General features: G+C 49.8%; 19 protein-coding genes. 12 read left to right on the forward strand and 7 right to left on the reverse strand.

Annotated elements, in window-relative coordinates; all coding sequences use genetic code 11:
- Positions 1-762: 762 nt before the first annotated feature.
- Positions 763-1,857, forward strand: coding sequence for a glycosyltransferase family 61 protein (locus tag JTN23_RS20730; protein WP_247236978.1), 1,095 nt, complete (start codon positions 763-765; stop codon positions 1,855-1,857).
- Between the two features lie 168 nt (positions 1,858-2,025).
- On the opposite strand, the gene JTN23_RS20735 is transcribed toward JTN23_RS20730, so the two are convergent.
- From JTN23_RS20735 to JTN23_RS20745, 3 genes are all read right to left on the reverse strand, one after another.
- A complete protein-coding gene (locus JTN23_RS20735; RefSeq protein WP_247236979.1) occupies positions 2,026-2,262 on the reverse strand; it encodes an integrase core domain-containing protein in 237 nt (78 codons plus the stop codon).
- A gap of 2 nt (positions 2,263-2,264) precedes the next feature.
- Entirely contained in the window at positions 2,265-2,834 is a 570-nt protein-coding gene (locus JTN23_RS20740; RefSeq protein WP_247236980.1) for a DDE-type integrase/transposase/recombinase, read from the reverse strand.
- A gap of 153 nt (positions 2,835-2,987) precedes the next feature.
- Positions 2,988-3,305: a transposase gene (locus JTN23_RS20745; protein WP_247236981.1), complete on the reverse strand. Its 318-nt coding sequence runs from the start codon at positions 3,303-3,305 to the stop codon at positions 2,988-2,990.
- A gap of 650 nt (positions 3,306-3,955) precedes the next feature.
- Between JTN23_RS20745 and JTN23_RS20750 the strand changes: the two genes are divergently transcribed.
- The 3 genes from JTN23_RS20750 to JTN23_RS20760 all read left to right on the forward strand — a co-directional run bounded on the left by JTN23_RS20750 (position 3,956) and on the right by JTN23_RS20760 (position 7,840).
- Positions 3,956-4,825, forward strand: a complete 870-nt coding sequence (locus JTN23_RS20750) for a glycosyltransferase family 2 protein (protein ID WP_247236982.1) — start codon at positions 3,956-3,958, stop codon at positions 4,823-4,825.
- A gap of 248 nt (positions 4,826-5,073) precedes the next feature.
- The gene (locus JTN23_RS20755; RefSeq protein WP_247236983.1) at positions 5,074-6,336 is read left to right on the forward strand and encodes a WcaI family glycosyltransferase; all 1,263 of its coding nucleotides are present in this window, start codon (positions 5,074-5,076) and stop codon (positions 6,334-6,336) included.
- A 136-nt stretch (positions 6,337-6,472) separates the two neighbouring features.
- Complete coding sequence (locus tag JTN23_RS20760; RefSeq protein WP_247236984.1) at positions 6,473-7,840, forward strand: sugar transferase; 1,368 nt, start codon at positions 6,473-6,475, stop codon at positions 7,838-7,840.
- A 167-nt stretch (positions 7,841-8,007) separates the two neighbouring features.
- Here JTN23_RS20760 and JTN23_RS20765 read toward each other — a convergent pair whose 3' ends face one another.
- From JTN23_RS20765 to JTN23_RS20780, 4 genes are all read right to left on the reverse strand, one after another.
- Positions 8,008-9,012 carry a hypothetical protein gene (locus tag JTN23_RS20765; RefSeq protein ID WP_247236985.1) on the reverse strand — a complete coding sequence of 335 codons (1,005 nt, stop codon included), beginning with the start codon at positions 9,010-9,012 and terminating at the stop codon, positions 8,008-8,010.
- A gap of 427 nt (positions 9,013-9,439) precedes the next feature.
- Positions 9,440-10,423 carry a porphobilinogen synthase gene (gene hemB, locus JTN23_RS20770; RefSeq protein ID WP_247236986.1) on the reverse strand — a complete coding sequence of 328 codons (984 nt, stop codon included), beginning with the start codon at positions 10,421-10,423 and terminating at the stop codon, positions 9,440-9,442.
- Positions 10,424-10,794: 371 nt separating this feature from the next.
- Positions 10,795-11,493: a response regulator transcription factor gene (locus JTN23_RS20775; protein ID WP_247236987.1), complete on the reverse strand. Its 699-nt coding sequence runs from the start codon at positions 11,491-11,493 to the stop codon at positions 10,795-10,797.
- A 461-nt stretch (positions 11,494-11,954) separates the two neighbouring features.
- The gene (locus tag JTN23_RS20780; RefSeq protein ID WP_247236988.1) at positions 11,955-13,901 is read right to left on the reverse strand and encodes a sensor histidine kinase; all 1,947 of its coding nucleotides are present in this window, start codon (positions 13,899-13,901) and stop codon (positions 11,955-11,957) included.
- Positions 13,902-14,165: 264 nt separating this feature from the next.
- On the opposite strand from JTN23_RS20780, the gene JTN23_RS20785 reads away from it, so the two are divergent.
- The 8 genes from JTN23_RS20785 (at position 14,166) to JTN23_RS20820 (ending at position 24,653) form a co-directional block, all read left to right on the forward strand.
- Complete coding sequence (locus JTN23_RS20785; protein ID WP_247236989.1) at positions 14,166-14,963, forward strand: T9SS type A sorting domain-containing protein; 798 nt, start codon at positions 14,166-14,168, stop codon at positions 14,961-14,963.
- 218 nt (positions 14,964-15,181) lie between these two features.
- On the forward strand, positions 15,182-15,520 hold the full coding sequence (locus tag JTN23_RS20790; RefSeq protein ID WP_247236990.1) for a PadR family transcriptional regulator: 339 nt from the start codon (positions 15,182-15,184) through the stop codon (positions 15,518-15,520).
- A complete protein-coding gene (locus JTN23_RS20795) occupies positions 15,517-18,213 on the forward strand; it encodes an ABC transporter permease (RefSeq protein ID WP_247236991.1) in 2,697 nt (898 codons plus the stop codon). The genes JTN23_RS20790 and JTN23_RS20795 overlap by 4 nt, the downstream gene beginning before the upstream one ends.
- 4 nt (positions 18,214-18,217) lie before the next feature.
- On the forward strand, positions 18,218-20,860 hold the full coding sequence (locus JTN23_RS20800) for an ABC transporter permease (RefSeq protein WP_247236992.1): 2,643 nt from the start codon (positions 18,218-18,220) through the stop codon (positions 20,858-20,860).
- Between the two features lie 168 nt (positions 20,861-21,028).
- Positions 21,029-22,144 (forward strand): serine hydrolase domain-containing protein, encoded by a 1,116-nt coding sequence (locus JTN23_RS20805; protein ID WP_247236993.1) that lies wholly within the window; start codon positions 21,029-21,031, stop codon positions 22,142-22,144.
- Complete coding sequence (locus JTN23_RS20810) at positions 22,141-23,223, forward strand: sensor histidine kinase (protein ID WP_247236994.1); 1,083 nt, start codon at positions 22,141-22,143, stop codon at positions 23,221-23,223. Before JTN23_RS20805 ends, JTN23_RS20810 begins: the two co-directional genes overlap by 4 nt.
- On the forward strand, positions 23,204-23,896 hold the full coding sequence (locus tag JTN23_RS20815) for a LytR/AlgR family response regulator transcription factor (RefSeq protein ID WP_247236995.1): 693 nt from the start codon (positions 23,204-23,206) through the stop codon (positions 23,894-23,896). The genes JTN23_RS20810 and JTN23_RS20815 overlap by 20 nt, the downstream gene beginning before the upstream one ends.
- Before the next feature lie 181 nt (positions 23,897-24,077).
- Positions 24,078-24,653 (forward strand): adenylate kinase, encoded by a 576-nt coding sequence (locus tag JTN23_RS20820; RefSeq protein WP_247236996.1) that lies wholly within the window; start codon positions 24,078-24,080, stop codon positions 24,651-24,653.
- Positions 24,654-24,756 lie beyond the last annotated feature (103 nt).

Raw genomic sequence — 24,756 nt, forward strand, 5'->3', positions numbered from 1 at the left:
GATCAGATAAACTTGCTGGAGGAAGATCCAGCCTTAATTCAAGTATTCTTCCGCAAGAAGGAAGTTGCATTCTTTACGGATTAATTCACGCATCAATAATATAGTAGTGTAAGCAGCTTACATATAAAATAACGCCTTTGAAGCCGCCCTACAGAATCTATATGTATACAAGTATAAATCCCAATCTAAATTCACTAGGCGAAGGCTTTCCTACTCAACTGTCAAGGAAGAATCACCACCATTACACATCACTTCCATCTCTGCTAATGCAGATTGGAAGAGGCCCTAAATATAAAATAATTGCTGGAAATAAATTTAGCTTGGCTTTGATAAAAGATAATCTACTTACTCATCATGCAAAATAGCCCCCCTTTTTAATATACCGTTAAATAAGATAATGTACCATTTGATAAAATTCATGTAGGCAGAAGCGCTGAACAATATACGTTTACCCTTAGCTCATTGATATAATGGAAAATATTAAAAAAAAATTAAAATTATAAATAGGCTATATTGTATAATCATATATAGCTACATTTATATAAGCAGAGAGTGCTACTTAATGATGTACTTTGCGTATAAAAAGAATAAATGATAGTATATAAATATTAGAATCCATACGCTTGCGATGGCTGTTCAATTACCTCATTAATACAAATAGTAAAATTGAATTGTAGCATCTAAATGGCCTAGCTAATGAAGGGCATATATGTACATACAAAGGACAACTCTCACGATAGATTACTGCTTTACAGGCAACGCATGGCCATACCTGTTCCAAATAAGCTATATCATATATTATTCTCACTATGTCTGAGGATACTGAAGCTAATAGCCAGGCAAGTACAACTAGGAAACCCTAGTCTGAAGGCACCTTCTATAGTCAGTGTACCTGAAGAGCAACTGAATATATCTTCCAGAATAGAAGGACCAAAGGTTTGGTCGTTCCGGGAAGCCTTATGCAGTGGCCTATATGGAGGAGCCATCATCAACGAAAAAGATCAGGTATATGAGCAATTTCTCCATTTTCCGTGGGGAAGAGAACTGCACCCTAGCGTTACATCACCTTATCTGGGACTCGTAAAACATACCATCAACAAAGGAGTATTTCTTATTACACCAAACGCAAAAGGTAATTATTTTCACTGGATAACTGACCTTCTCCCCAGATTGATTAAAATCAAACAAGAGGTAAAGGATATGAACGATCGTATTCTGATACTACACCATCCTGCAACGTCTTATGAGATAAGCTCCCTTTCTGCCCTGGGATTCGATGCAAATAAAGTTATAAGGCTTCATCCTTTCGAACTAGCGCGAGTTAAAGATCTTGTAGTAGCTGAATATATAGATTGTGGTAGATCTTTTCCGATATGGAAGAAAAACCTACTTGATCAACTGTATCAGCTGCCTTTATACAAAGAGGATACAGGAGAAAGAAGTAAAATTTATTTAAAAAGGGGAAGAGAGGCTAAAAGGCAGCTCATCGGTGAGGAAATTCTTTGTGGTGAGCTACAAAGGCTCGGCTTTAAAATCATTAACCCAAGATACATATCTTTTACAGAACAAGCTAGTTTACTATCCAAGGCTAGCGTTGTTGTTGCTTTACACGGAGCAGCACTAACAAATATAATTTTTTGCAAGCCTGATACTACTATTATTGAGATTAGAAGCGAGTTAAGCCCTCCTGAACACTATTCGGCCATTGCCAAGGCCTACAACCTTAGATTTCAGACTATAAGTGCTCCCCCTCAAAAATCTAGTCAAGTACGACATTTGGCTAATAAACAGCATTTAGTCCTAACTGAACAAGCATTATCACGAATACTTAATCTTGTAAGGGAAATCGTACAGTAAACTTCATGATATATTCTCTCATGACTTAACGAACTCAAGCATGATGATAAATTGTAATAAAACTCATCATATTTGGACTGATCTAACCCCTTATTTCCTGGAATCAGATTCTACAAATTGATACAAATTAACATTCTTTGAATAATCTATTTTCACGGCGTTTTCCTATTAATGAGGGGGTATTTTCATGCCTAGTTTGAAAAAGTACTGGTTGGGGCTAAGATACCCAATACCAGAGTGCAGCCGCTCGCCATTGTAAAAATAAACGAACTGCCGGATGATCTCACTAGCCTGATGCAGGTCGAAAAACTCGTACACGTTGCAGACAGCCTTCTTGACAATGTGATGATAAGACTGCGCCGGCAGCCCGGTCAATATGGCCGTTATCCTGCGGGGTGGCCACATGGCTAAATCGCTCGGGCGCCCCCGTCTTGATGGATGTGCATTTCACTAAAGCATTCACGCACCATCCTGGCCTCAAACTGCGCGCCGTTGTCACTCCGGACGGTAACTTTCAAAGGCAGACAGTACCAGGCGGCGATGGCCCGCATCAGGCTGACCACATCGTTCTTGCGGATGCTGTGCTGCAAGATCCATCCCAGAATGGCCCGCGTCTTGATGTCGATCACCGACAACAGGTAGGCCATCCGTCGGCTCCCGTGAATCCAGATATACTTGATATCGACCTCCATGTGCTCCAAGGGTAGCTGCGGTTTGGGCACCCTGAACTTAATGAACGTCTTGCCCTTCTTGCCCCTACAGTGTTGACTGTAAGGCAGTTTATTCTCCTTCATGAGCCGGTAGACCGCGCGGCGGCCGCTTTCTTGAAGTTGATGATCACATTCAAGTTCTGGCGCAGCCATCGGAGCGCCGATGCGATGGGTGACCTTGATGTAGCCATAGTCCACGAAATCCTGCTGCAAGAGCTCCTCAATCCGCCTGACGATCTCCTGGTTGGGAAGCAGCCAGTCGTCCAATGTCCGGGTATGAGTACTGGGCCTTAGCCCCTGTCTGCCGCCGGTGCTCTGGTAATACCAGCTGCTGGTAGGAATCTGCAAGAGACTCAGAACCTGCTTGGTTTGATAGCCCTGGCTGATGAATCGGACCGCCGACGCGGTGGGAGGCTACCATTAGCCGGCCTTGTTTCTCGATTGCGTTTTTTTAACAATTCCTCCTTCACGGCAAGAGCTAGCTGCTTCGGCAGTCCGATCTTTTTCAGCAATTAGCTTCTTTGAAGCCAGATTTTCTAACTGTAGACGCCGCAGTTCGGGATCAACGCGCTGATAGGACTTAAGGCCTTCCCGGCCCCCGGTCTCCAACTGCTCCCGCCAGCAGTAGATCATCTTGGCGTAAATCCCGTGGCGGCGGATAGTCTGGGTAATCCCAGTGGCCTCGGCCTCTTTTAGGATCGCCAACTTCTCTTCGACTGAAACTTTCCTCCTAGACATAGTCCTACTAATTTAAGGGGTTTAATTAGTAGAATCCAGTTCCAGGTTTTTAGGGGGGCTAGTACAGGACTGAAGATCTATTCAAAATTCTCGGCGCTACTTTTTAAAGTCCTCTAAGTATACGTATACCTAACACTTTTAGCCCCGTATATACTTTTCTTCTAAATTATGTCATCAGCGTTACCAAGTTATGATAGCGCCCCCCTAAACGCCAGCTAAAGGCTGTTTTAACTGTTTTCAACAGAATCTACTGACATCTATTTAAGCCTTTCCTAAAACCATAATTAGGTACTGACCATTTGATAACATGCTGTACCACTTGATAATATTCAAGTGCCTTAAATCAGCTTATTAGGTTAATTTAACATCGATATCAAGGCATGACTTAAGGTCACCATTGTTTATTATGATTTATTGAAATCAAGACAACCTATTTGTCATATCAAATTGATCATAAGACGAGCTATTTACCAGTAGTCAGCCTAAATACTTTGTATTAGCATTCTACAATAAGTATTTAGAGGAATACGACGGAACAAAGATAATACAACTCTTACAAGAGAAGATTAAAAATAGCTTTTACATTGACCATCTCACGTTGAATGAGATGGAAGAGTTCTAATGTCCCCTTAGCAAAATTCGTCGCCAAAATGATAGACATATCCGTATTGATTTTAACAAAGAATGAGGAACAGGATTTACCTGCATGTTTAGATTCGGTTTCTTGGTGTGACGATTTACATGTCTTTGATTCATTTAGCCAGGATAGAACCGTGGAGATCGCTGTTAGAGCAGGCGCGAAGGTAACACAACGGGAGTTTGACTCTTATGCCTCCCAGCGAAACGCCGCACTTGATAACCTAGACTTTAAGTACCCCTGGATATTGATTCTGGACGCTGACGAAAGGATTCCTGAGTCTTTGCCGGTATTGTTGAATAAACATATCAGCAGAGCCTCTCTAAACGTCAGCGGCTTCAGAATTAGAAGGAGGGATTTTTTATACAATAGCTGGCTAAAACATGCACAAATCTCTCCTTTTTACATCCGGCTTGTAAGAAAGGGTAAAGCTCGGTATCATAGAGATATTAATGAAGTATTGGAAGTAGACGGAGTAGTAGAGGACATTGATGGCTTTTTCGACCACTACCCGTTTTCAAAAGGTATCAACCATTGGCTAAGCAAACATAATCAATATTCCACAATGGAAGCTAAGCGATGGTTAGAGGAGCAAAATGGACTGACTACATTCTCTTTGCAAAAAGCCCTCTTTAGCAAAGATTTTAATGAAAAGCGTTTTCATCAAAAGGGAATATTTTACAAACTACCCGGACGTCCAATTCTTAAATGGCTTTATATGATATTATATAGAAGAGCCTTTTTAGACGGCAGAGCAGGAATCATCTATGCAACATTGCAAGCTATTTATGAATATTTTATTGTATTGAAGGCAAAAGAGAAAATGCATTTTGACAGCCTGAACAATACTAACAAAGCGGTAAAACCTCTAAAATATAGTTAGACATAGTATACTTGTAAAGATCCTCCTCCTCAAACAATTTGTTGATGCCACGCTCCAAAACCGGCAACTAATTATAAAACTGTATTAGTCATATCTTGCAGCACACCTCCTGCTGAATCTCTAATTATACTATTTAGCTATTGAGCAATTGGTATGGTAAAGTTCTGGCATTTACATATAGTTTTATGATGTAGTACTATCGGCTTAGCTGATAGACTTTAAAAAAGTACTATCCAAACTTTTGATATATGAGAGTTCTTATTTACGGCATCAACTATGCTCCGGAGTTAACCGGAATAGGCAAATATACAGGAGAAATGGGCTGTTGGATGGCCCAGCAAGGACATGACATTTCTGCCATTACAGCCATGCCTTACTATCCGGAGTGGGAAGTTCATCCAATGTATAAAGGTAAAGCTTGGCATACAGAAGAAGTAGATGGGGTAAAAGTCCATCGCTGCCCGCTGTACGTTACCAATCCTACCTCAGCAGCCAAACGTATAATCCATGAGTTCTCCTTCGTATTCAGTTCGCTAGTATTCTGGCTACCTATTTTCTTCGGAAGGGGGTTTGATGTAGTTTTATGCATTAACCCTCCTTTTCACCTGGGCTTTTTGCCGCTCTTATACTCTAAACTCAGAGGCGTACCTTTTATATGCCACATTCAGGATCTACAGGTGGATGCAGCCCGGGACCTGGGAATGATCAAAAATCAGCGCTTCCTTAATCTGATGCTCAAAGCTGAAAGGTATCTGCTAAACCATGCAGAAGCTGTGTCTACCATTAGCATTGGTATGCAAATGAAGATCGAGAAGAAGGGTATACCTTTACCGAAAATCATTATGTTCCCCAATTGGGTAGATGTGCACACCATACGTCCACTTTACAGAGAAGAGTCTTTAAGGCATGAACTAGATATAGCTGATGACCAGAAAGTCGTACTTTACTCAGGAAATTTGGGAGAAAAACAGGGACTGGATTTGCTGATTCAAGCAGCACAACACTTGCAGGACGCCAGTATATGTTTTCTGATAGTAGGATCAGGAGGGGGCAAAATACGACTTGAGGAGTTGGTGAAGCAGTATGGTTTAACAAATGTTCGTTTCTTGCCCTTGCAGCCTTACGAAAAGCTATCGGCCCTACTGGCCACGGCGGATCTGCATCTGGTACTTCAAAAAAAATCCGCTGCTGACTTAGTCATGCCTTCCAAACTTACTAGTATACTGGCCGCTGGTGGTTGCCCCTTGGTTACTGCGCTTCCCGGTACCACACTATATGATATTGTAAATAAAAATGAGATGGGAATCCTTGTCGAGCCTGAGTCAGTAGGGGCTCTTGTGGAGGGAATCAATTACGCACTCCATACGGATTTAGATATGTATAAGGCCAATGCTCGCAGTTATGCTGATAAGAATATAGATAAGGCCGGTATTATGAGTGATTTCGAAACTAAGCTGTTACAACTTGTAACTCCAGAAGAAATTGAACGGCCTGTCGCGCAGGAGGTATAGTTACTGTAGAGTACAAACTGATTGGGTTATTTAATATACCTGCCATACTATAATTTAAGGTAAAAACGCAATAGCCTACCGCTGTTTCGTCCCAAATGTCAAAAGTAGTATTGTCATACACTATACCACACTATTTATGAAAAGTCGCTCAACTAGCCTACCTTCCAAAACTCATCTTTGGACGGACATTTTGCTACTTAATGCTTCCTTTCTGGCGGTACATCTGGTATGGTTTGATAACACATCAATAGAGTTAGACAATCGCTTCATCAATTTATTACTGGTAGGTAATCTGCTGTGGATACTTACTATCTACAGCTTAAAGACTTACCATTTTACCCGTTTGTCGTATAACTTCAATGATCAAACCGGCAATTTTCTAAAAGCAGCCTTATTGCATGCTTTTAGTCTGATGGCTTTTTTATACCTGATCAAGCAGGGTGAGGTATACTCGCGGCTCCAGATGGGGTTATCCTATACATTGTTTGTCCTAACTGCAACTGTAACCCGGGCTGGCCTACTGCTGTCACTCAAACTATACCGGCAGGCAGGCTACAATTTTCGTAGCTATGCTGTAATTGGTAGTGATGAACTCATCGATGTAATTAAAGATTTCTATACGCAGCGCCCAGAACTGGGTTACCGATACAGCGGATTATTTGAGTTCAGAAGCGACACGACCGACGAAGCGGCTTTAGAACAGTACATGGAACTGAACAAGCTCAATTACATCTACTGCTGCCTCTCCCAATTGACAGATGAGCAGGTACGCTGTATTATTAGAGTGGGCGAACGCCAGCGCACTCAGGTGCGGCTGGTGCCTGACTTCCGTGGCTTCATGACCAATCTGGCTACCATTGAGTATCATGATGTCTATCCCGTCATCGAAGTTTCTACTAAGCCTTTCTCCAATATGAGAGAACAGACGGTAAAGCGAGTCTTTGATCTGGCTTTTTCCTTGACAGTTATGATGGTAGGATTCCCGGTGTTTCTGCTAGTGATACTGGCCGTGAAGTTAACATCGAAGGGGCCGGTGTTCTTCCTGCAGGAGCGTTCAGGACAGTGGGGCCAGATCTTCAAGATCTACAAGTTCCGCTCTATGTACGTGGATGCTGATAAGATGGGAATGCAACACTCGCAGGGGGATCATGACCCACGCATTACACCAATAGGACACTTTCTGCGCCGCAGCCGTCTGGACGAGCTACCGCAGTTCCTGAACGTGATTAAGGGGGATATGTCCATCGTAGGCCCCCGGCCGCTATTCAAGTACGATGTGGACATGCTCATGCAGGCGGCACCACATGAGTTTAAGAAGATCCTGACCGTAAAACCAGGCATCACCTCCATCGGACAGATCAAAGTAGGTTATGCGACTAACATAACTGAGAACGTGAATCGGCTCAAGTACGACCTGCAGTACCTGAGCAAGTATAGCCTTCGACAGGACATCAGCTTAATCTTTCAGACGGTGATGGTGATGGTTCTGGGAAGAGGAAAGTAACATAGTTTTGAACGCACAAATCCTAGGTCTGCAACGCCTTATAAGCTATACTTTTATATACCAAGAGAGACGCTATATGTATATTTGTAGCGTCTCTCTTCTCTAAACTATTGTTTTTACCAATTACTTCACTTTATTAGCTGAGAACTCGTCACTAGTCACTGAAACTACTTTCCTCCTCCCTGGTTGTGGCAGGCGTTGATGATGGCGTTGGCAATGCCGGTGGCTTTGTCGGCTTCCTGCTTGTAGCCGGCCTCGATCTTCTGCTTGTTGTTGTTGAAGGCAGCCATGGCAGCGGCTTCACGCAGGGATACGGCCTGATTACAGGCGGCCAGCTCCTGCTGGTAGAGGGTATTGATGCCATCCAGCTCGGCGTAGAACAGCGCGTTGAGGGCCGCGGCACTGGTGGTGTTTTTCTTGTTCTTCTCCAGGTCGCTGTACAGCTTCTTGTACTTTTTGTCTAGTTCCTGTACGGCCGACTTGCGGTTCTTTTCGGCTTCGCACTTGTCTGCGGTGCGGGCTTCTTTCAGATCTTTCTGGTACTCGGCTTCGGCTTTAGCCAGCTGGTCTCCCTTTTTGTCCTGTAGTTTCTGGAGTACCTTCTGCAGGGCTTCCAACGCGGAGCTCTTACAACCGTCCTCTCCTTTAGTGACGGCCTCTACCGTAACGGGGGCGGCAGTTCCTTCAACCGCTCCGGTACGGGCGGCGGCGGGCTTACCCTGCACGACGGGTAGCGTGAGCTGAGGCAGGTACCCTGCAGCCTGGGCCGGCAGCTTTTTGAAAGAACTGATGAAGCCCTTCTGCGCTCCGGTATAGGCCTTCTGGTTCAGGATCTGGGCCAGGGTAGCGGAGGTTGTTTCGCGGATTACGGCACTGGCTTCGGCCTGAGGCGCCGTACGGACCACGGCATCCGCAAATTGCTGGGTAGAAGACGATAGGGTACCGGTACCCGATAGCTCGGTAACGGCCGCAGCCCCCAGAGCGGTTACTTTGAGTGCGCCGGGAGCCACCGTGATGGGAGCCGGACGCTCAAAGCTAACTTCGGGCAGGCTTACCTTTTCTAGGTCTTTGACCGAATAACCAAAGGGATCAACGGAGGATAAATCTTTGGTGGAGCAGCTATACAATAGCGCCACTACACCGGCTGTGTAGAGTAGAGATTTTCTCTTCATAAAGATACGAGGATAACGATGAGTAAAGCACAATAGGGTGCCTGCCACAAAGAACTAAAAGAAAATCCCGAAACCACGACCGTTCACGAAATCAATGACCGCTAGTCAATGACCAGTGACCAGTAACCAATGATCAAAGGAGGAAAGCAGGAAGGGAGGAAGGGTAAGAAAGGAGGAAGGGCGGTGTTTACGACTGATCATCGCAACAAATAAAACCCATACTCAGCAGCTGATAGCTAAGGGTATGGGCTTTATTCTTTTCTAGTTGGAAATGTTTGTCATTGTATTTATTCAATCGCAGCGTGAAAAGAGGCAGTATAGTCCAGGGTAACGCAGCATTTTACTTTCCTGCTTTCCTTCTTTCCTCCGCGCGGCGGCCGCCTTTCCTGCTCCCATTGGTCACTGGACACTGGTCATTGGTCATTAATTACCGCTCATTCAGCACCTCCGCTACTTCTTTGGCGAAGTAGGTCAGGATGGCTTTGGCGCCGGCACGGCGGATGCTCAGCAGGACTTCCAGCATGGCCCGTTGACCGTCGATCCAGCCGTTCTGTCCGGCGGCCTTGATCATGGCGTACTCACCCGATACGTTATACGCAGCGATGGGCAGGTCGAAGTTGTCGTGGAGCAGGCGGATGATATCCAGGTACGACAGGGCGGGCTTGACCATCAGGAAGTCAGCGCCTTCCTCCATATCGAGCTGGGCTTCGATCAGGGCCTCGCGGCGGTTGGCCGGATTCATCTGGTACGTCTTTTTGTCGCCGAAGCGGGGAGCCGACGCGAGCGCATCCCGGAAGGGGCCGTAGAACGCGCTGGCGTATTTGGCGGTATAAGACATGATGCTGACGTTGGAGTAGCCTTCGGCGTCGAGCAGGTCGCGGATGTAGCCCACGCGGCCGTCCATCATGTCACTGGGACCGAGGATATCGGCACCGGCTTTGGCCTGGGCCACGGCCATCCTGCCCAGTACCTCAAGGGTCAGGTCATTGACAATCTGCCCGTTCTCGACTACGCCGTCGTGGCCGTCGCTGCTGTACGGGTCCATGGCGATGTCGGTCATCAGGGCCAGGTCGGGGAAGCGGTCCTTAACGGCTTTGAGGGTGTCGAGGTAGAGGGTACCTTCTCGGTGGCTCTCGGTGGCGTACTTGTCCTTCTTGTCTTCGGGGTACATCGGAAACAGGCAGATGGCCTTGATGCCCAGGTCGGTCACTTCCTTCAGCTCTTCGAGCAGCGCGTCTTTGGAAAAACGGTAGATGCCAGGCAGGGATTTGATCTCGGTACGGAGGCCGGTGCCTTCCTGCACAAACATGGGGAATATCAGATCCGAAACCTGCAGGGTAGTTTCCTGCGCCAGCTCGCGAATGGCGGCGGACTTACGGTTGCGGCGGGGACGACGGGGTATATAGATCATTTTGTTAGAGCTTTGGGCTATATGCTGTATGCAATAAGCTTTTAGTAATAAGTACTAATAACAAAAACGGCTGAAAACCGATTCAGCCGTTGCAAAGATAGTTTGTAGGAATTCTGAATGCTGAATCAGGAATGCTGAATTTAGACTACGCGTCCTTTGCTCGTTTTACCACAGAGTAAAGAGAGTACCTCACAGAGGACCACAGAGTTTGATTATGCTGATTAGAAAAAACGAGAGTATCTCCTCCTTACCTTGCGGCCGCCGGAGGTTTGCCTCCCACAGCGGTCATTATTTACTTCCTCCATTCTTACCATTCCTCCGCGCAGCCGTCACTCAATCGCTCATTCACTCATTCACTCAATCACAATTAACTAGCTGCTCATCAGTTTAAAGCCTTCGCCGTGGAGGTTCATGAGCTGGACGTCGGGGTCGTCGCGGAGGTGCTTGCGGAGCTTGGTCACGTACACATCCATGCTACGGGCGTTGAAGTAGGAGTCGTCTCCCCAGATCATTTTGAGGGCGTAGCTGCGGCTGATGGGCTGGTTGAGGTTCTGGCAGAAGAGCTTGAGCAGCTCGGATTCTTTGCTGGTCAGGCGGGTGGTGTCGCCGTTGCGGCGAAGCTGCTGGTGGTCGTAGTCAAAGGTATAGGTACCTACCTGGTAGATGTGCGAGTCGGGCGTGCTGTCGGCCACGCCCCGGCCCGGTTGCCGGCGGTACCGGCGCAGGATCGCCTCGATGCGCAGGAGGAGTTCGTCCTGGTCGAAGGGCTTGGTAACGTAGTCGTCGGCGCCTACCCGGAAACCCTGGATGGTATCTTCCTTCATGGATTTGGCGGTCAGGAAGATGATAGGTACATCCCGACCGCTCATGCGTACCTCCTTAGCCAGCGAAAAACCATCTTTCCGGGGCATCATGACATCAAAAATACAGAGATCGTACTCCCTATCCACAAAAGCCTGCCACCCCTGCTGCCCATCGGTAGCCAGGTCGGTGGGGTAGCCTTTGTGGGTCAGGTACTCCTGCAGGAGCCCCCCCAGATTCGGATCGTCTTCAACGAGAAGTAAACGCATTGGTAGGTGTTAGTTATTAGGTGTTAGCTATTAGCTGTATATAGTAAGCCCTTCTGTCAAGTGTTGGGCTAAGAATATAGTTTTACATTGAAATTAGCACACGAATATAGTTAACCACAGAGGTCAATGAGTTATAGCACCGAGTAACATAGAGTTTTCCCTCCTACTGCGGTCATTATTCACCCTGGCAGCGGCTTATATAAACTACTATTTCCCACTGGCGGTCGGCCAGGTGGTTATCATTGATTGCATAGATTGTAGGCCTTTTGATGGTATCACCCCGCTGGGGTTACATTCATGAATAGGCCTATTTCTACTAAGGTTCTGCCCCTCCGGGGCTCTGCTCTTCACAAACTATTCAGTTAACACTAAGAGTACTGGTCATCGTAAACAGGTTACTAGCGGGCCGCTCTTTCACCGCATCGGCGCCCGCTCATTCACTCATTCACTCATTCACTCATTCACTCACTGGTCATTGAAGCCACTGGTAATTGAATACTAAACTGGCTTCCCAGCCCCGGGCGGCTTTCGACCTGGATGGTGCCTTCGTGTACCTCTACCATTTTCTTGACGTAGCTGAGGCCCAGCCCGAAGCCTTTGACGTTGTGCAGGTTTCCGGTAGGTACGCGGTAAAACTTGTCAAAGATGCGGCTCACCTGATCGCGCGTCATACCAATGCCCCGGTCGGCAACGTCAATCCGGATGCCGGGCCTCCCCTGGCCAGGGCCGATAGGTTCGTTGCGGGTGCGGATGGTCAGGTGCAGCTGGTCGGGAGAGTACTTAATGGCATTGTCCACGAGGTTGTAGAGTACGTTGGTCAGGTGCAGTTCGTCGCCCAATACCAGCTCCTGATCGGCCTCGAAGTCCAGCTCTACCTCGCCCTGCCGCTGCTCAATCTGAACACCCAGGTTGTCTAGTACCTTTTCGATGAGGTCGTGCAGGTTGACCTCGGTCTGCTTCAGCTTCACGTCGCCCCGGTCCAGCAGGGCCATCTGTAGTACTTTCTCGACGTGGGTACCCAGCCGCTTGTTCTCTTCGCGTATGATACCCAGGTAGCGGTTCAGGCGCACGGTCAGGTCGGGCGCGGGTACTGTGCCGACATTTTCCTGGGCCATATCGGTTGCCAGGGCAATGGTGGATATAGGCGTCTTGAACTCGTGCGTCATGTTGTTGATAAAGTCGTTCTTGATATCCGACAGCTTTTTCTGCCGCAGGATGGTGGTAACGGCCAGGTAGAAGCACGCCAGGATCACCAGCACCAGCACCGCCGAACCCGCCAGCATGGCGCTCATCTTGCTGAGGATGTACTGCTGCTGCTCCGGGAAGTACACGTACAGGAGGTTGTTGCCGCTGAGCATCTCGCTCGGAAACAGGGATGCCTTGTAGGCGTGCTGCTCCCAGTCGCCGGCCTTGAGCTCGGCCGTAGCCAGTACGGGACTACCTCCGGCCTGCGTACGTACCGCAAACTCGTAGGGTAGCGTGATGCCATTCTGCGCCAGTTCTTTCTTCAGGAGTGAGTCCAGCAGGAAACGGTTGACACGCTCCCGGATGGGGCGCTGGGTGTACATGAGGTCTTTCATCACGTCCCGGAGTAGCTCCGCCCGATCAAGGGGGGCTCTCTCCACGGGGGCTTTCTCTGCGGGTCGGGTGACTGCCGTAGATTTGGCGGGTATATCCTTCGCAGGCTTTTCGACGGCAGCCCGGCTGCCTGCCCGGCCCGCTGTACTGTCACGCGGGGAGCCGGATTTGGCCCGGCGTCCGGGTGCGGTTTCCTGAAGAAAAGCCCCCAGTCGTTTTTCCTCCTCCATCCGCCGCCGCACAAATTCATCCAGTCCCGCCAGTCCCAGCCGCTGGGCCTGAAAAAACTCTTCGATGATCCGCTGCTGGTGGTCGGCCATGACCCGGAAGTTGGGACTCAACACATCCGATGGCGCTACCTCGGTATAGAACTGGTAGTGTACCTCGCCCATGGGCCCCACCGTAATTTCAAGATTTTGCGGCGGCGCCATGGCTGCCATCTGCTGCTCCGGGAGCCGTCGCTCCGGGAGCCGTCGCTCCGGGAGCCGCTGATCCGGGAACCGTCGCTCAGAGGGATCGGGAGCGTTTGTAGCCCCGGCTCCTGCCGTAGTTGCTTTGGATGGCCTGGGTTTGCGTTTCTCGTTGACCTGCGTAATCCGGTCAAACCGGGCCTGCTGCTGTTCGGCCTCGATGCGTTGCTGCAGCAGGTACATCATCTCCTGCTTCTCGAGGCGGTGTACAACGGCCTGTACCGACTCCGCCACCTTATGGTTAAACTGTTCGTTACGAATGGCAATGGCTTCCCTGATCCAGTACCACTGAAACCCGATCAGCCCGACCAGGGCCAGGCACATCAAACCCACTATAATCTGTATCTTCCTTTTGGTCATTTTTCTGGTAAGCTATGCAACATCTGCCGTCGGCAGAGCGACTTTGGGGTACTCTACCTAACAAAAATAAGCCCTTTGGAGTGCCGGCTGACGGGCGCCTCCTTTTTTTAACATTCTTTAACAGAGCCCGCTAAGCAATGGGTGAGTGCTGGCCGTTATTTTTGGAGGTAAAGGATTAAACCCAGAGCGGGAAGGGAAGTCGTATAGATCAGATAACAGACTCAAAACTAAAAGCTAACAACTAAGTCCTAAAAACTAAAAACCATGAAAAACAGAGCCTATCGCACCCTGTTTGTGAGTGCCGTACTGCTGGGGGGCCTGAGCCTGAGCCCGGCCAGTTACGCGCAGTCGAAGGCAGGAACAAAGGATGAGAAGAAGACCACGATCCGGGTAAAGGTATCGGAGCGCAGGAACGGCAGGACCGAGGAGATTGAAAGAAGCTACCAGGTAGGTGCCCTGTCGGACCAGGAGCAGAAGGAGTTTGTGGACAAGGTGCTGGACTCGCTGGGTACTGATGCCAACCGGCGCGTAACCGTAACGGTGGACGAGGGGAACGGCAACGTAACCACCCGCGAGCGCCGCCGCGTGGAGGTACGCGAGCGGAACGATGACGAACCGGCGGTATTTAGTTGGAAGGGTAATGACGAAGAAATACACATTGACTTCGACTCGCGGGAGCTGAAGGATAAGATGCGTCGTATTGAGGAGGAAGTCCGTCCGCGCGTACAGGTACTCATGCGGGATCTGGAACATGCTGGAGAGCGCATGGGGGACATCTGGACCAATGAACCAGGTAAGGTGGCCAGTGTACGCTCGCTGAACGTGTACCCCAACAACCCCGACAACGGCATGCTGAACCTGCGCTTCAGCGTACCCGAAAAGGGCGACGTGACCATCATGGTAACCGATACCCGGGGTAAGGAAGTAGCCCGGAAAGAGATCAGGGATTTTAGCGGAGACTACGTGGGGCAAATCGAACTGAAGAAGAACACCAAAGGTACCCTGTTCGTGACCGTCGTACAGAAGGAAGACGGTGCCGTACGGCGGGTAGTAGTACCTTAGTAGCAGCTGGTCTTCCGGTTTGGCCCGAAGTACTTCCTGTGCTTCGGGCTTTTTTATGTCCTTCCACCCGCCTCGTCCCTACGTTCACAAGTGGACGAAAAATGTCCGATATCGGACAAGCCATTATTCCCAAAAGCCTCTCTACGACCTGTATTAGCCTATATGGAAGTGTGGCAAAGGATTTGTACGACAAAATAGAAACAAATAAATAGAATCCTATGCGTCGATCGTACCTGGGAGAATTTGAAGAGATTGTATTGCTGATGGTAGCCATTCTGGATGGAGAGGCCTATGGCGTGAGCGTCAGTCAGGAATTAGAGCAGCAGACAGGCCGGCTCGTTACTTTTGGCGCGATACACAACACGCTCATCCGCCTGGAAGAGAAAGGCTTTGTACGCTCTGAACTGGGCGGAGCTACCACCGAGCGGGGCGGCCGACGCAAGCGGCTATTCTCCATTACTGCCTACGGCAGCCGTACACTGCAGGATATACAGCAGCAACGAAGCCAACTGTGGCAACTGATACCTCCCACCTCCTTAAAAGTAAGCGGATCATGAACCCAACCAGTCCTACCCCACCCCGCTGGGCGCAGCGGCTGCTGACCTGGCTGCACCCGGACGATACCCTGGAAGAAGTAGAGGGAGACCTGCAGGAGCTATATACCTACTGGTACCAACGGTCAGGTAAGCGGCAGGCTACCCTCAGGTACCTGCTCAATGTAGTGTCGGTACTGCCGCCCCTGGTACGGCGGCGAAAGCAGAAAAAATCTTTATATGTACCTTTTAGCCTTAGCCCTGATATGATCCAAAACTACCTCAAGATTGCCTGGCGGAACTTGTCCAGACATAAAGCCAGCACCCTGATTAACCTCTCAGGCCTCACACTGGGCGTAACTGCCTGTCTGGTAATCTACCTCATCACGAGCTTTGAGCTCAGCTTCGACACCTTCCATCCCGATGGGGAGCGGATCTACCGCGTAGTAGGAAACGTTAGAATGGGGAAAACGATCGAAACGAAGCCCATAGGATTTATACCACGGGCGGCACCTCAGGCCATCCGGGCGGAGGTACCCGGCATAGAGACGGTAGCCGCTTTTCATAACCTGCATTCGAATGTTATTATCCCGGCCGAACACCAGGAGCCTAAGCATTTCGAAGCGGGTGAATTAGGTGCAGACGGGGCACAGATCATTATAGCGGAACCTGAGTACTTCGACATCTTTAGGTACGATTGGCTGGCCGGTAACCCTAAGACCTCGCTGAGTGAGCCGTATAAAGTAGTACTTTCGGAACAGAAGGCCCGCACGTATTTTGGTGATATTCCTCTTGAAAGTATACTCGGCCGGGAGGTTATCTACCGCGATTCTATCCGAACCACCGTCAGCGGCATCGTAAAAACATGGAATCATACGACGGATTTTGCCTTTACTGATTTTATCTCGGCTGCTACTATTCGGGCCAGTGCTCTGAAGCGGGAGATCAATCTGGACGAGTGGAACGACATATGGTCGGCTTCCCAAACCTTTGTAAAACTGGATAACAGTACCACTCCGGAGCAGGTAGAAGCCCGCTTTGCGACCTTTGCCCACAAGCACTTCGGTCCCAACCAGGGTACCGGCGACTTCTGGCTGGTGCCGGCGCTGCAACCCCTGTCGGATGTGCACTTTAATGAGCAGTACCAGGACAACTACGTGCGCAAAGCACACCTGCCTACGCTGTATGGCCTGATGGGCGTGGCGGTATTTATCCTGCTCATTGCCGCTATCAACTTTATAAACCTGGCTACCGCCCAATCCGTACAACGTACCCAGGAAATAGGAATACGTAAGGTACTGGGCAGCAATCGCCAGAGTATCATTGCTCAGTTTATGAGCGAAACCTTACTCCTTACTATAGTAGCGGTGATGCTGGCCCTGTTGCTTACCCAACCCGTTCTGGCCGCCTTTGAACAATTTATTCCTAAGGGGGTCGCGCTGGATGTGTTTAATCCCCGGATTCTGCTGTTTCTGCTGGCGCTCCTCGTTATGACTACTGTATTGGCAGGCTTATACCCCTCCTGGGTGCTGGCAGCGTACCAGCCCTCCCAGACGCTGAAAGGGCAGCGCGTACCGGTTGGCCACCGGCACGACTCTCTCCGTAAGGGACTGATCGTTTTCCAGTTTACCGTTTCGCTGGTATTCATCATAGGAATGCTTGTGATAGGGCGCCAGCTTACCTACATACGCGACAAGGACCTGGGCTTTTCGACGGATGCCATAGTCCTGATCAATACGCCCGACCTCGAAAAGAGCAAAGTACTGGCTCAGAAGATCAGGCAGCTCACCGGCGTAGAGCGGGTAACGAGGCAATGGTCGCCGCCCATGAGCGAAGGCTACATGCTCACCAGAATCAAGTACCGGGGCACTACCGAAATAGAAACGGAGGCGTCGGCCAAGGTCGGAGACGAACACTTTGTCCCGCTGTATGGGCTGAAGCTGGTGGCCGGACGCAACATCATGCCCACCGATACGCTACGCGAGCTGCTCATCAACCAGACCTACGCCCGGGCACTGGGCTTCAGGCAGCCCGCCGAAGCGGTGGGCAAGCGGCTCCACTTCAACGGGAATGATTACCCGGTAGCGGGTGTGGTCGCTGACTTTCACGAGGAGTCATTACGTAGCCCCATCAAGTCGACCTTCATTGCCTACATTCCCGGCTTGTCAAAGGATATGGCCGTAAAACTCGCTACCAACGGACAGCGTCTGAGTGAGGCGAAAGTAACGCTGGCAGCCATTGAGAAGGTCTGGCAGCAGGTGTTTCCCGGTGAGGAGTTTGCTTATACCTTTCTGGACGACTCCATTGCCAAACTCTACGAGAAGGAGCAAAGGACGGCTCAGCTGGTCAATACCGCAACGGCCATTGCGATCCTGATCTCGTGTATGGGCTTGTTTGGCCTGGCTACCTTCACCACCCAGCAGCGGACTCGTGAAATCGGGGTTCGGAAGGTGCTGGGCGCGTCGGTTGCCAGCCTGGTAGCCCTGCTGTCTTTGGATCTGATCAAACTGGTGGTAGCCGCGATCGTGACTGCCTCGCCCATTGCCTGGTACATGGCCAACCGGTGGCTACAGGACTTTGCCTATAAGGTAGACGTGGAGTGGTGGGTATTTGTGCTGGCGGGTCTACTCGCGACAGGGATTGCCCTGCTGACGGTCAGTTTCCAGAGTGTGAAGGCCGCCATGATGAATCCGGTCAGGAGCCTGCGCGGCGAATAAACAGATGAAAGCTACTGAACAAGGAGGCAGCTCCCCACCGCGCTGGGCGCAACGGTTGCTGACCTGGCTGCACCCGGACGATACGCTGGAAGAGGTAGAAGGTGACCTGCATGAGCTATACACCTACTGGTACCGGCGGGCGGGTAAGCGGCAGGCTACCCTCAGGTACCTGCTCAATGTACTGTCGGTACTACCACCCTTCGTGCGGCGACGCAAACGTAAAGAAGACTATTATCAACCCTTTTTCCTACATCCTGACATGCTACGTAACTATTTCAAGATCGCTCTAAGGAATCTGGTCAACAATAAGATGTATTCCTTTATCAACATCTTTGGCCTGGCTACTGGCATGGGGGTGGCTATCCTCATCGGCCTGTGGCTCTACGATGAGCTTTCCTACGACAGCTATCACCAGAACAGCGATCGCATTGCACTCGTCATGCAAAATCAGACCTTTGATGATGGAGTTCGTACCTGGGATAGTCAAGCCATGCAACTCGGCCCCGAACTTCGCAACACCTACGGCTCTAACTTCAAGTACGTTGTGATGGCAACCGGCACTATCAATCCAATCTTATCTGTGGGTGATAAAAAGTTCATCAAAAGTGGCCGGTACATGGAGCCCGAAGCGCCCGAAATGCTGACGCTGAAGATACTGAGCGGAACGCGGGATGGTCTGAAAGACCCCTCTTCTATCCTGCTCTCCAAATCGGTAGCTCACGCCTTCTTTGGCGATGCTGATCCGGTAGGGAAGCTTATGAAGATTGATAATAAGCTGACAGTGGAAGTGACCGGCGTGTACGAAGACCTGCCTCAAAACTCCTCCTTCGCCGAGCTGAAGTTCATTGCGCCCTGGCAATTGCTGGTTAACAGTGAGGGGTACGACACAAAGCTGACCTGGGGCAACAGTTGGTTTCAAGCGTTTGTCCAGATCGCCGATCATGTGGATATGGACAAGGTTTCTTCGGCCATAAAGCTGGCCAAGTGGGAACGAGTCAAGAATCTGGACTATGAAGCTCCTTACAGGTCGGAATTATTCCTCCATCCTATGAAGCGCTGGCACCTATACGAAGAGTTTAAGAACGGCGTGAACGTAGGCGGGCGCATTCAGTACGTCTGGATGTACGGCATCATCGGCGCCTTTGTGCTCTTGCTGGCCTGCATTAATTTTATGAACCTTTCAACAGCCCGCTCCGAAAAACGAGCCAGGGAAGTTGGTATTCGCAAAGCCATTGGCTCAGTACGTACCCAGTTGATCACCCAGTTCTACAGCGAATCGCTTTTAGTTGCCTTCTTTGCATTTGTGCTGTCGCTGCTGTTGGTTCTGCTCGCACTACCTTTCTTCAATGAGGTAGCGGGCAAAACAATTGAGATCCTCTGGGTCAATCCCTGGTTTTGGGTAGCCTGTGTTGGGTTCAGTTTTTTAACGGGCCTGATTGCCGGTAGCTATCCGGCCTTGTACCTGTCTTCATTCATCCCGATCAAAGTACTTAAAGGTACGTTCAGAGTAGGTCGGCTGGCGGCCATACCCCGCAAAGCCCTCGTAGTAGTACAGTTTACGGTTTCTGTCACGCTGATCATTGGTACTATTATCATTTTCCGCCAGATTCAATATAGTAAGAATCGTCCGATTGGCTACAGCCGTAGCGGCTTATTGAGCATTCCGATGAAGACGGACGAGGTGCGCCAGGGGTACGACGTGCTGCGGAACGATTTGCTGGCTACCGGAGCCGCCGTAGAACTCTCCAAATCAGAAAGTCAGGTTACCAACGCGGGCATAACAAACGGTGGCTTTAACTGGCGGGGCAAAGCACCGGGCATGCAGGACGAACAAGTTACAGTAGGCGTTAACCATGAATTTGGTAAAACTATCGATTGGAAAATAAAGGAAGGACGGGATTTTTCACGGGCATTCGCCACCGATTCATCCGGGTTTATCCTCAATGAAGCCGCCGTTACCTATATGGGCTTTAAAAAACCGCTGGGGGAGCGGATTAAGGCCTTTGGACGAACGTATACAGTAATTGGCGTGGTCAAAAACATGGTGATGGACTCTCCTTACGAGCCCATACGCCCCACCATCTTCTACATTGACAGCTTTGACAGGGTATTCTGGATTAACGTTAAAATTAACCCGCAGCTAAGTGCCAGCGAGGCGCTCTTCACGATCGAAACAGTTTTTAAGAAACATAACCCTACTACACCCTTTGAATTTAAGTTTGCTGATGAGCAGTACGATGCCAAGTTTCGGTCGGAGGAACGCATTGGCAAACTGGCCAGTTTCTTCGCGGTGCTCGCCATCTTCATCTCCTGCCTGGGCTTGTTTGGTCTGGCTTCGTTTGTGGCCGAACAGCGTACCAAGGAGATTGGTATCCGTAAGGTGCTGGGGGCCTCGGTTGCTAACCTTTGGCAGATGCTCTCGAAAGACTTCGTGGTGCTGGTGGTTGTTTCGCTATTTATTGCTACACCTCTTGCTTACTACTTCATGAATGGGTGGATTCAGAACTACACCTACCGAACCGAGATTTCGTGGTGGATCTTTGCTTTGACGGCCGTAGGAGCCCTAGTCATTACGCTCCTGACGGTTAGTTTTCAGGCTCTTAAAGCAGCCCTCTTGGATCCGGTGAGGAGCCTACGGAGTGAGTAGGCTGGTGGAAATGGGTCAATCTATATTCATTACCTCACTAAATCAATAATCTGGAATCGGACAAAAGGGTACTATGGCAGACAAAATAACGGAACTTGCAGAATAGCTTTTAAGGAGCCAACAGGATGAAGCAATTTTGAGACAACAACTAACCAAACTCGTTGCTCCATGAAAAACGTACTGATGCTACTTGGCTTGCTCTGCTGGTTTCCAGCCATTGGACAAAGTGTCGGGCGCCAACCTAACGAATCCATTAAGGACAAAAGCTATTTAACCGCCATTCGGCGAGCTGAAAAATACATTGATTCGCTCCGGGCAGTTCAGGATATTCCGGGTATCTCGGTCTGTGTAGGTACCAGCCAGAAAATTTTGTGGGCGGAAGGCTTTGGCTACGCCGATCTGGAAACTCACCAGCCGGTCACTATCCATTCCAAATTTCGGATTGGCTCGGTATCCAAATCACTTACCTCCTTAGCCATAGGCAAGCTGGTAGAGCAAAAAAAGCTTGACCTGGATGCGGCCATTCAGCAGTATGTACCCCAATTTCCGGTAAAAAAATATCCGGTTACTGCCCGGCAGCTGGCTACCCATACCGCCGGTATCCGCCATTACCGGGACAGTGATCCGCTGGCTTGCCCCCGACGTTTTACCTCGGTGCAGGAGGGTCTGACCATTTTCAATCAGGACAGCCTCCTGTTCAAACCGGGGACGGCTTATAATTACTCTACTTACGGGTATACCTTGTTAAGTGCCGTTATAGAAGGAGCGAGCTACCAGGACTACCCATCCTATATGCAGCAGGCCGTGTTTACTCCTTTGGGGATGTATGATACAGGTGTAGATGCTAGTGACAGCATCGTTATTAACCGGGTCAGGTTTTATGAACACCGGCAGGGCAGACTGGTCAACGCCGCCCAGGTAGACAATAGTTATAAGTGGGCGGGTGGTGGCCTGTTGTCCACTCCCGTGGATCTAGTCAAACTGGGTCGCGGGCTCCTGACCTATTCGCTATTACGGAAAGAAACGGTAGATTTACTATTCACTCCCCAGCTTCTGCCGGACGGAACCAATACTTACTATGGCCTGGGGTGGCGCCTGGGTACCAGCCCTCAGAACCGGAAGATTATCCACCACGGTGGGACAATCGACGGTGGCAGAACCTTTTTGTTGCTGTACCCCGAGCATGACCTGGTGGTGGCGATTACGGCTAACATGAGCGGCGTTAACATCAATTTGCCGGAGGTAGAAACCATTGCCAGTTACTTTTTTGAGGTGAAACGATGAAAAAAGCAACCGTCATTCTGCTGCATCTGAGCTATTGGCTCCTGTACTGCTTTTTGGTCAGTTTTCTGTTTCTCCTGTCCCAGGCCACCGAAGATTCCGCGGTGGAGGACTGGGAGGATTGGATCGCTATTCTTCTCTTTGCCTTACTGACCGGAATCATTAGCTTCTATGCTTTTTATGGCTGGCTGGTTCCGCGTTACCTGACCACCCGGCGCGTCAGACTCTTTGTTGGCGTAGGGCTGCTGATAAGTAGTGGCATCGGCCTGTTTTCTACCTTTATGGTGTCAATGGCAACGACGATCATTATTTACATAGCCCTGCATCAGACTGAATTCCTTTTCTTTCAGCCGAAGGATCAACTGGTACTGATGACCGGATTCACCCTGCTGGCCGTCGTGAATGGTATGATGGGCACGGTCATCAGGGGGTTCATTACCTGGTACACGGATATTCACATGAAAGAGATGGTGGCCGGCAAAGCCCTGCGCACCGAAATGGAACTTTTGAAAGCGCAGCTCAATCCTCATTTTCTGTTCAATACGCTGAACAATATCGACATCCTTATCGAGCTGGATGCGCCCCGGGCTTCGCAGTACCTGAACAAGCTATCGGACTTGCTGCGCTTTACCCTGTACGAAACGCAGGCCGATCAGATCCCCCTAACCCACGAGTTGGCCTACATTAAAAAGTACATCGAGTTGCAGAAAGTCCGGACTCCGAACGAACAGTACGTGACCCTGCACATGGAGGGGCCGGTCGAGGGAGTACAGATTGCCCCCATGCTCTTTATACCCTACATCGAAAATGCCTTCAAGTATGCGACCAACAAGAAGGTACCGGAAGCGATCCGCATCAACTTTTCGGTGGTAGAAAATCAGATCCAATTCCGGTGTATCAACGTCATTGACAAAAGCAGCACCAGGCCGAAAGAGCAGGGGGGCCTGGGCCAGAGGCTGCTCCGGCAACGATTAACCCTTTTATACCAGGAGACGTATACTCTGGATATTCAGGCTACTGACGATACCTACTCCGTCCACCTGATTTTACCTGTACATGCCTATGAGATGTCTACTCATTGAAGATGAACCCTTAGCCATGCTGCGGCTGAAAGAGTACGTACAGCGGGTTCCTTTTCTGACGCTCAGTTACGCGGTTGATAACGGACTGGAAGCCATTCCTTTGCTGCAGCGGGAGCCGATTGACCTGGTGTTCCTGGATATCGAAATGGATGGCTTTTCGGGCCTGCAGCTGCTGGAAGCCTTACCGGTGCGGCCCGCCGTGATACTAACAACGGCTTATGATCAGTATGCCCTGAAAGCTTTTGACCTGCAGGTAGCTGATTACTTACTGAAGCCTTACACCTTCGACCGCTTTCTGCAGGCCGTCACCCGCGCCCGGCAAAGGCAGGTAGCTGTCCCGGAGGAGACGCGACAGTCGTTTTTATTTGTAAAAACGGAGTACCGGCTCCAGAAAGTAGCCTTTGACCAGATCCTGTACATTGAAGGAATGCGTGATTACCGGCGTATTCATATGGCAACTGAAAAAATCATGACCCTGGAAACGTTCGGTGAACTGGAGCGTCAACTGCCACGCCAGCAGTTTTGCCGGGTTCACAAGTCTTACCTGGTAGCTTTGGATAAGATCGACTCCATTGAACGGGACCGGTTAAAGATACAACAGGCCCTTATCCCCCTATCAGGTACCTACCGGAACCACTTCTACCAGTTGATCGGCCGCTCCTCGATGAAGTAATGGACTTACAAATCAGCAGGTACCTGTCATATGATTGTCTAACGCCACCGCCTCCCGCACTAACTACCTGTGCAGGGACTTTTTATGTTAAAATCAGGTGAAAGTAGCCAAGCATGGCCGAAGTGTTGTAAATTTGCCGGGTCAAACTATTACTACTAAGGTAAATAATCAATCTGCCATCATGCTTAATCTTGTTCTGTTTGGCCCTCCGGGGGCTGGAAAAGGTACCCAAAGCGAGAAAATCATTGATAAACACAAGCTCGTACACCTTTCCACGGGCGACTTGCTGCGCTCTGAAATAAAAGCAGGCACCGAACTCGGACTCCAGGCCAAAACACTCATGGACCAGGGAATGCTGGTTCCGGATGAAGTAGTGATCGGCATGATCGACAATAAACTGAGGGAAAACCGGGAAGCTGCCGGTTTTATATTCGACGGATTTCCGCGTACGGTGAAGCAGGCCGAAGCCCTCGATAACCTGCTGCGCACCTACAACGAAGAGATCACCGTGATGGTAGCCCTGGTCGTGGAAGAGGAAGAACTGGTGAAGCGCCTGCTGCTGCGGGGTGCCACCTCCGGCCGCCCCGACGACCAGAACGTAGACCTGATCCGGAAGCGCATCCAGGAATACAACGAAAAAACAACTCCCGTGGCGGACTACTACCGCCAGCAGGGCAAGTACGTAGGCGTAGACGGCATCGGTGAGATTGACGAAATCTTTACCGCTATCTGTAACGCCATCGAAACAGCGGCCTAAGTACTGGCTGTTCCGACGCCTCCCCTCGCAGGTATTGAATACCGCGGAGGGAGGCGTTATAGTTGCTATAGGAAGCCACGGCCCCTGCCCTCCTAGAAGGGGC

Origin of the sequence: Telluribacter roseus (assembly GCF_017355915.2) — a bacterium.
Classification (GTDB): domain Bacteria; phylum Bacteroidota; class Bacteroidia; order Cytophagales; family Spirosomataceae; genus Telluribacter.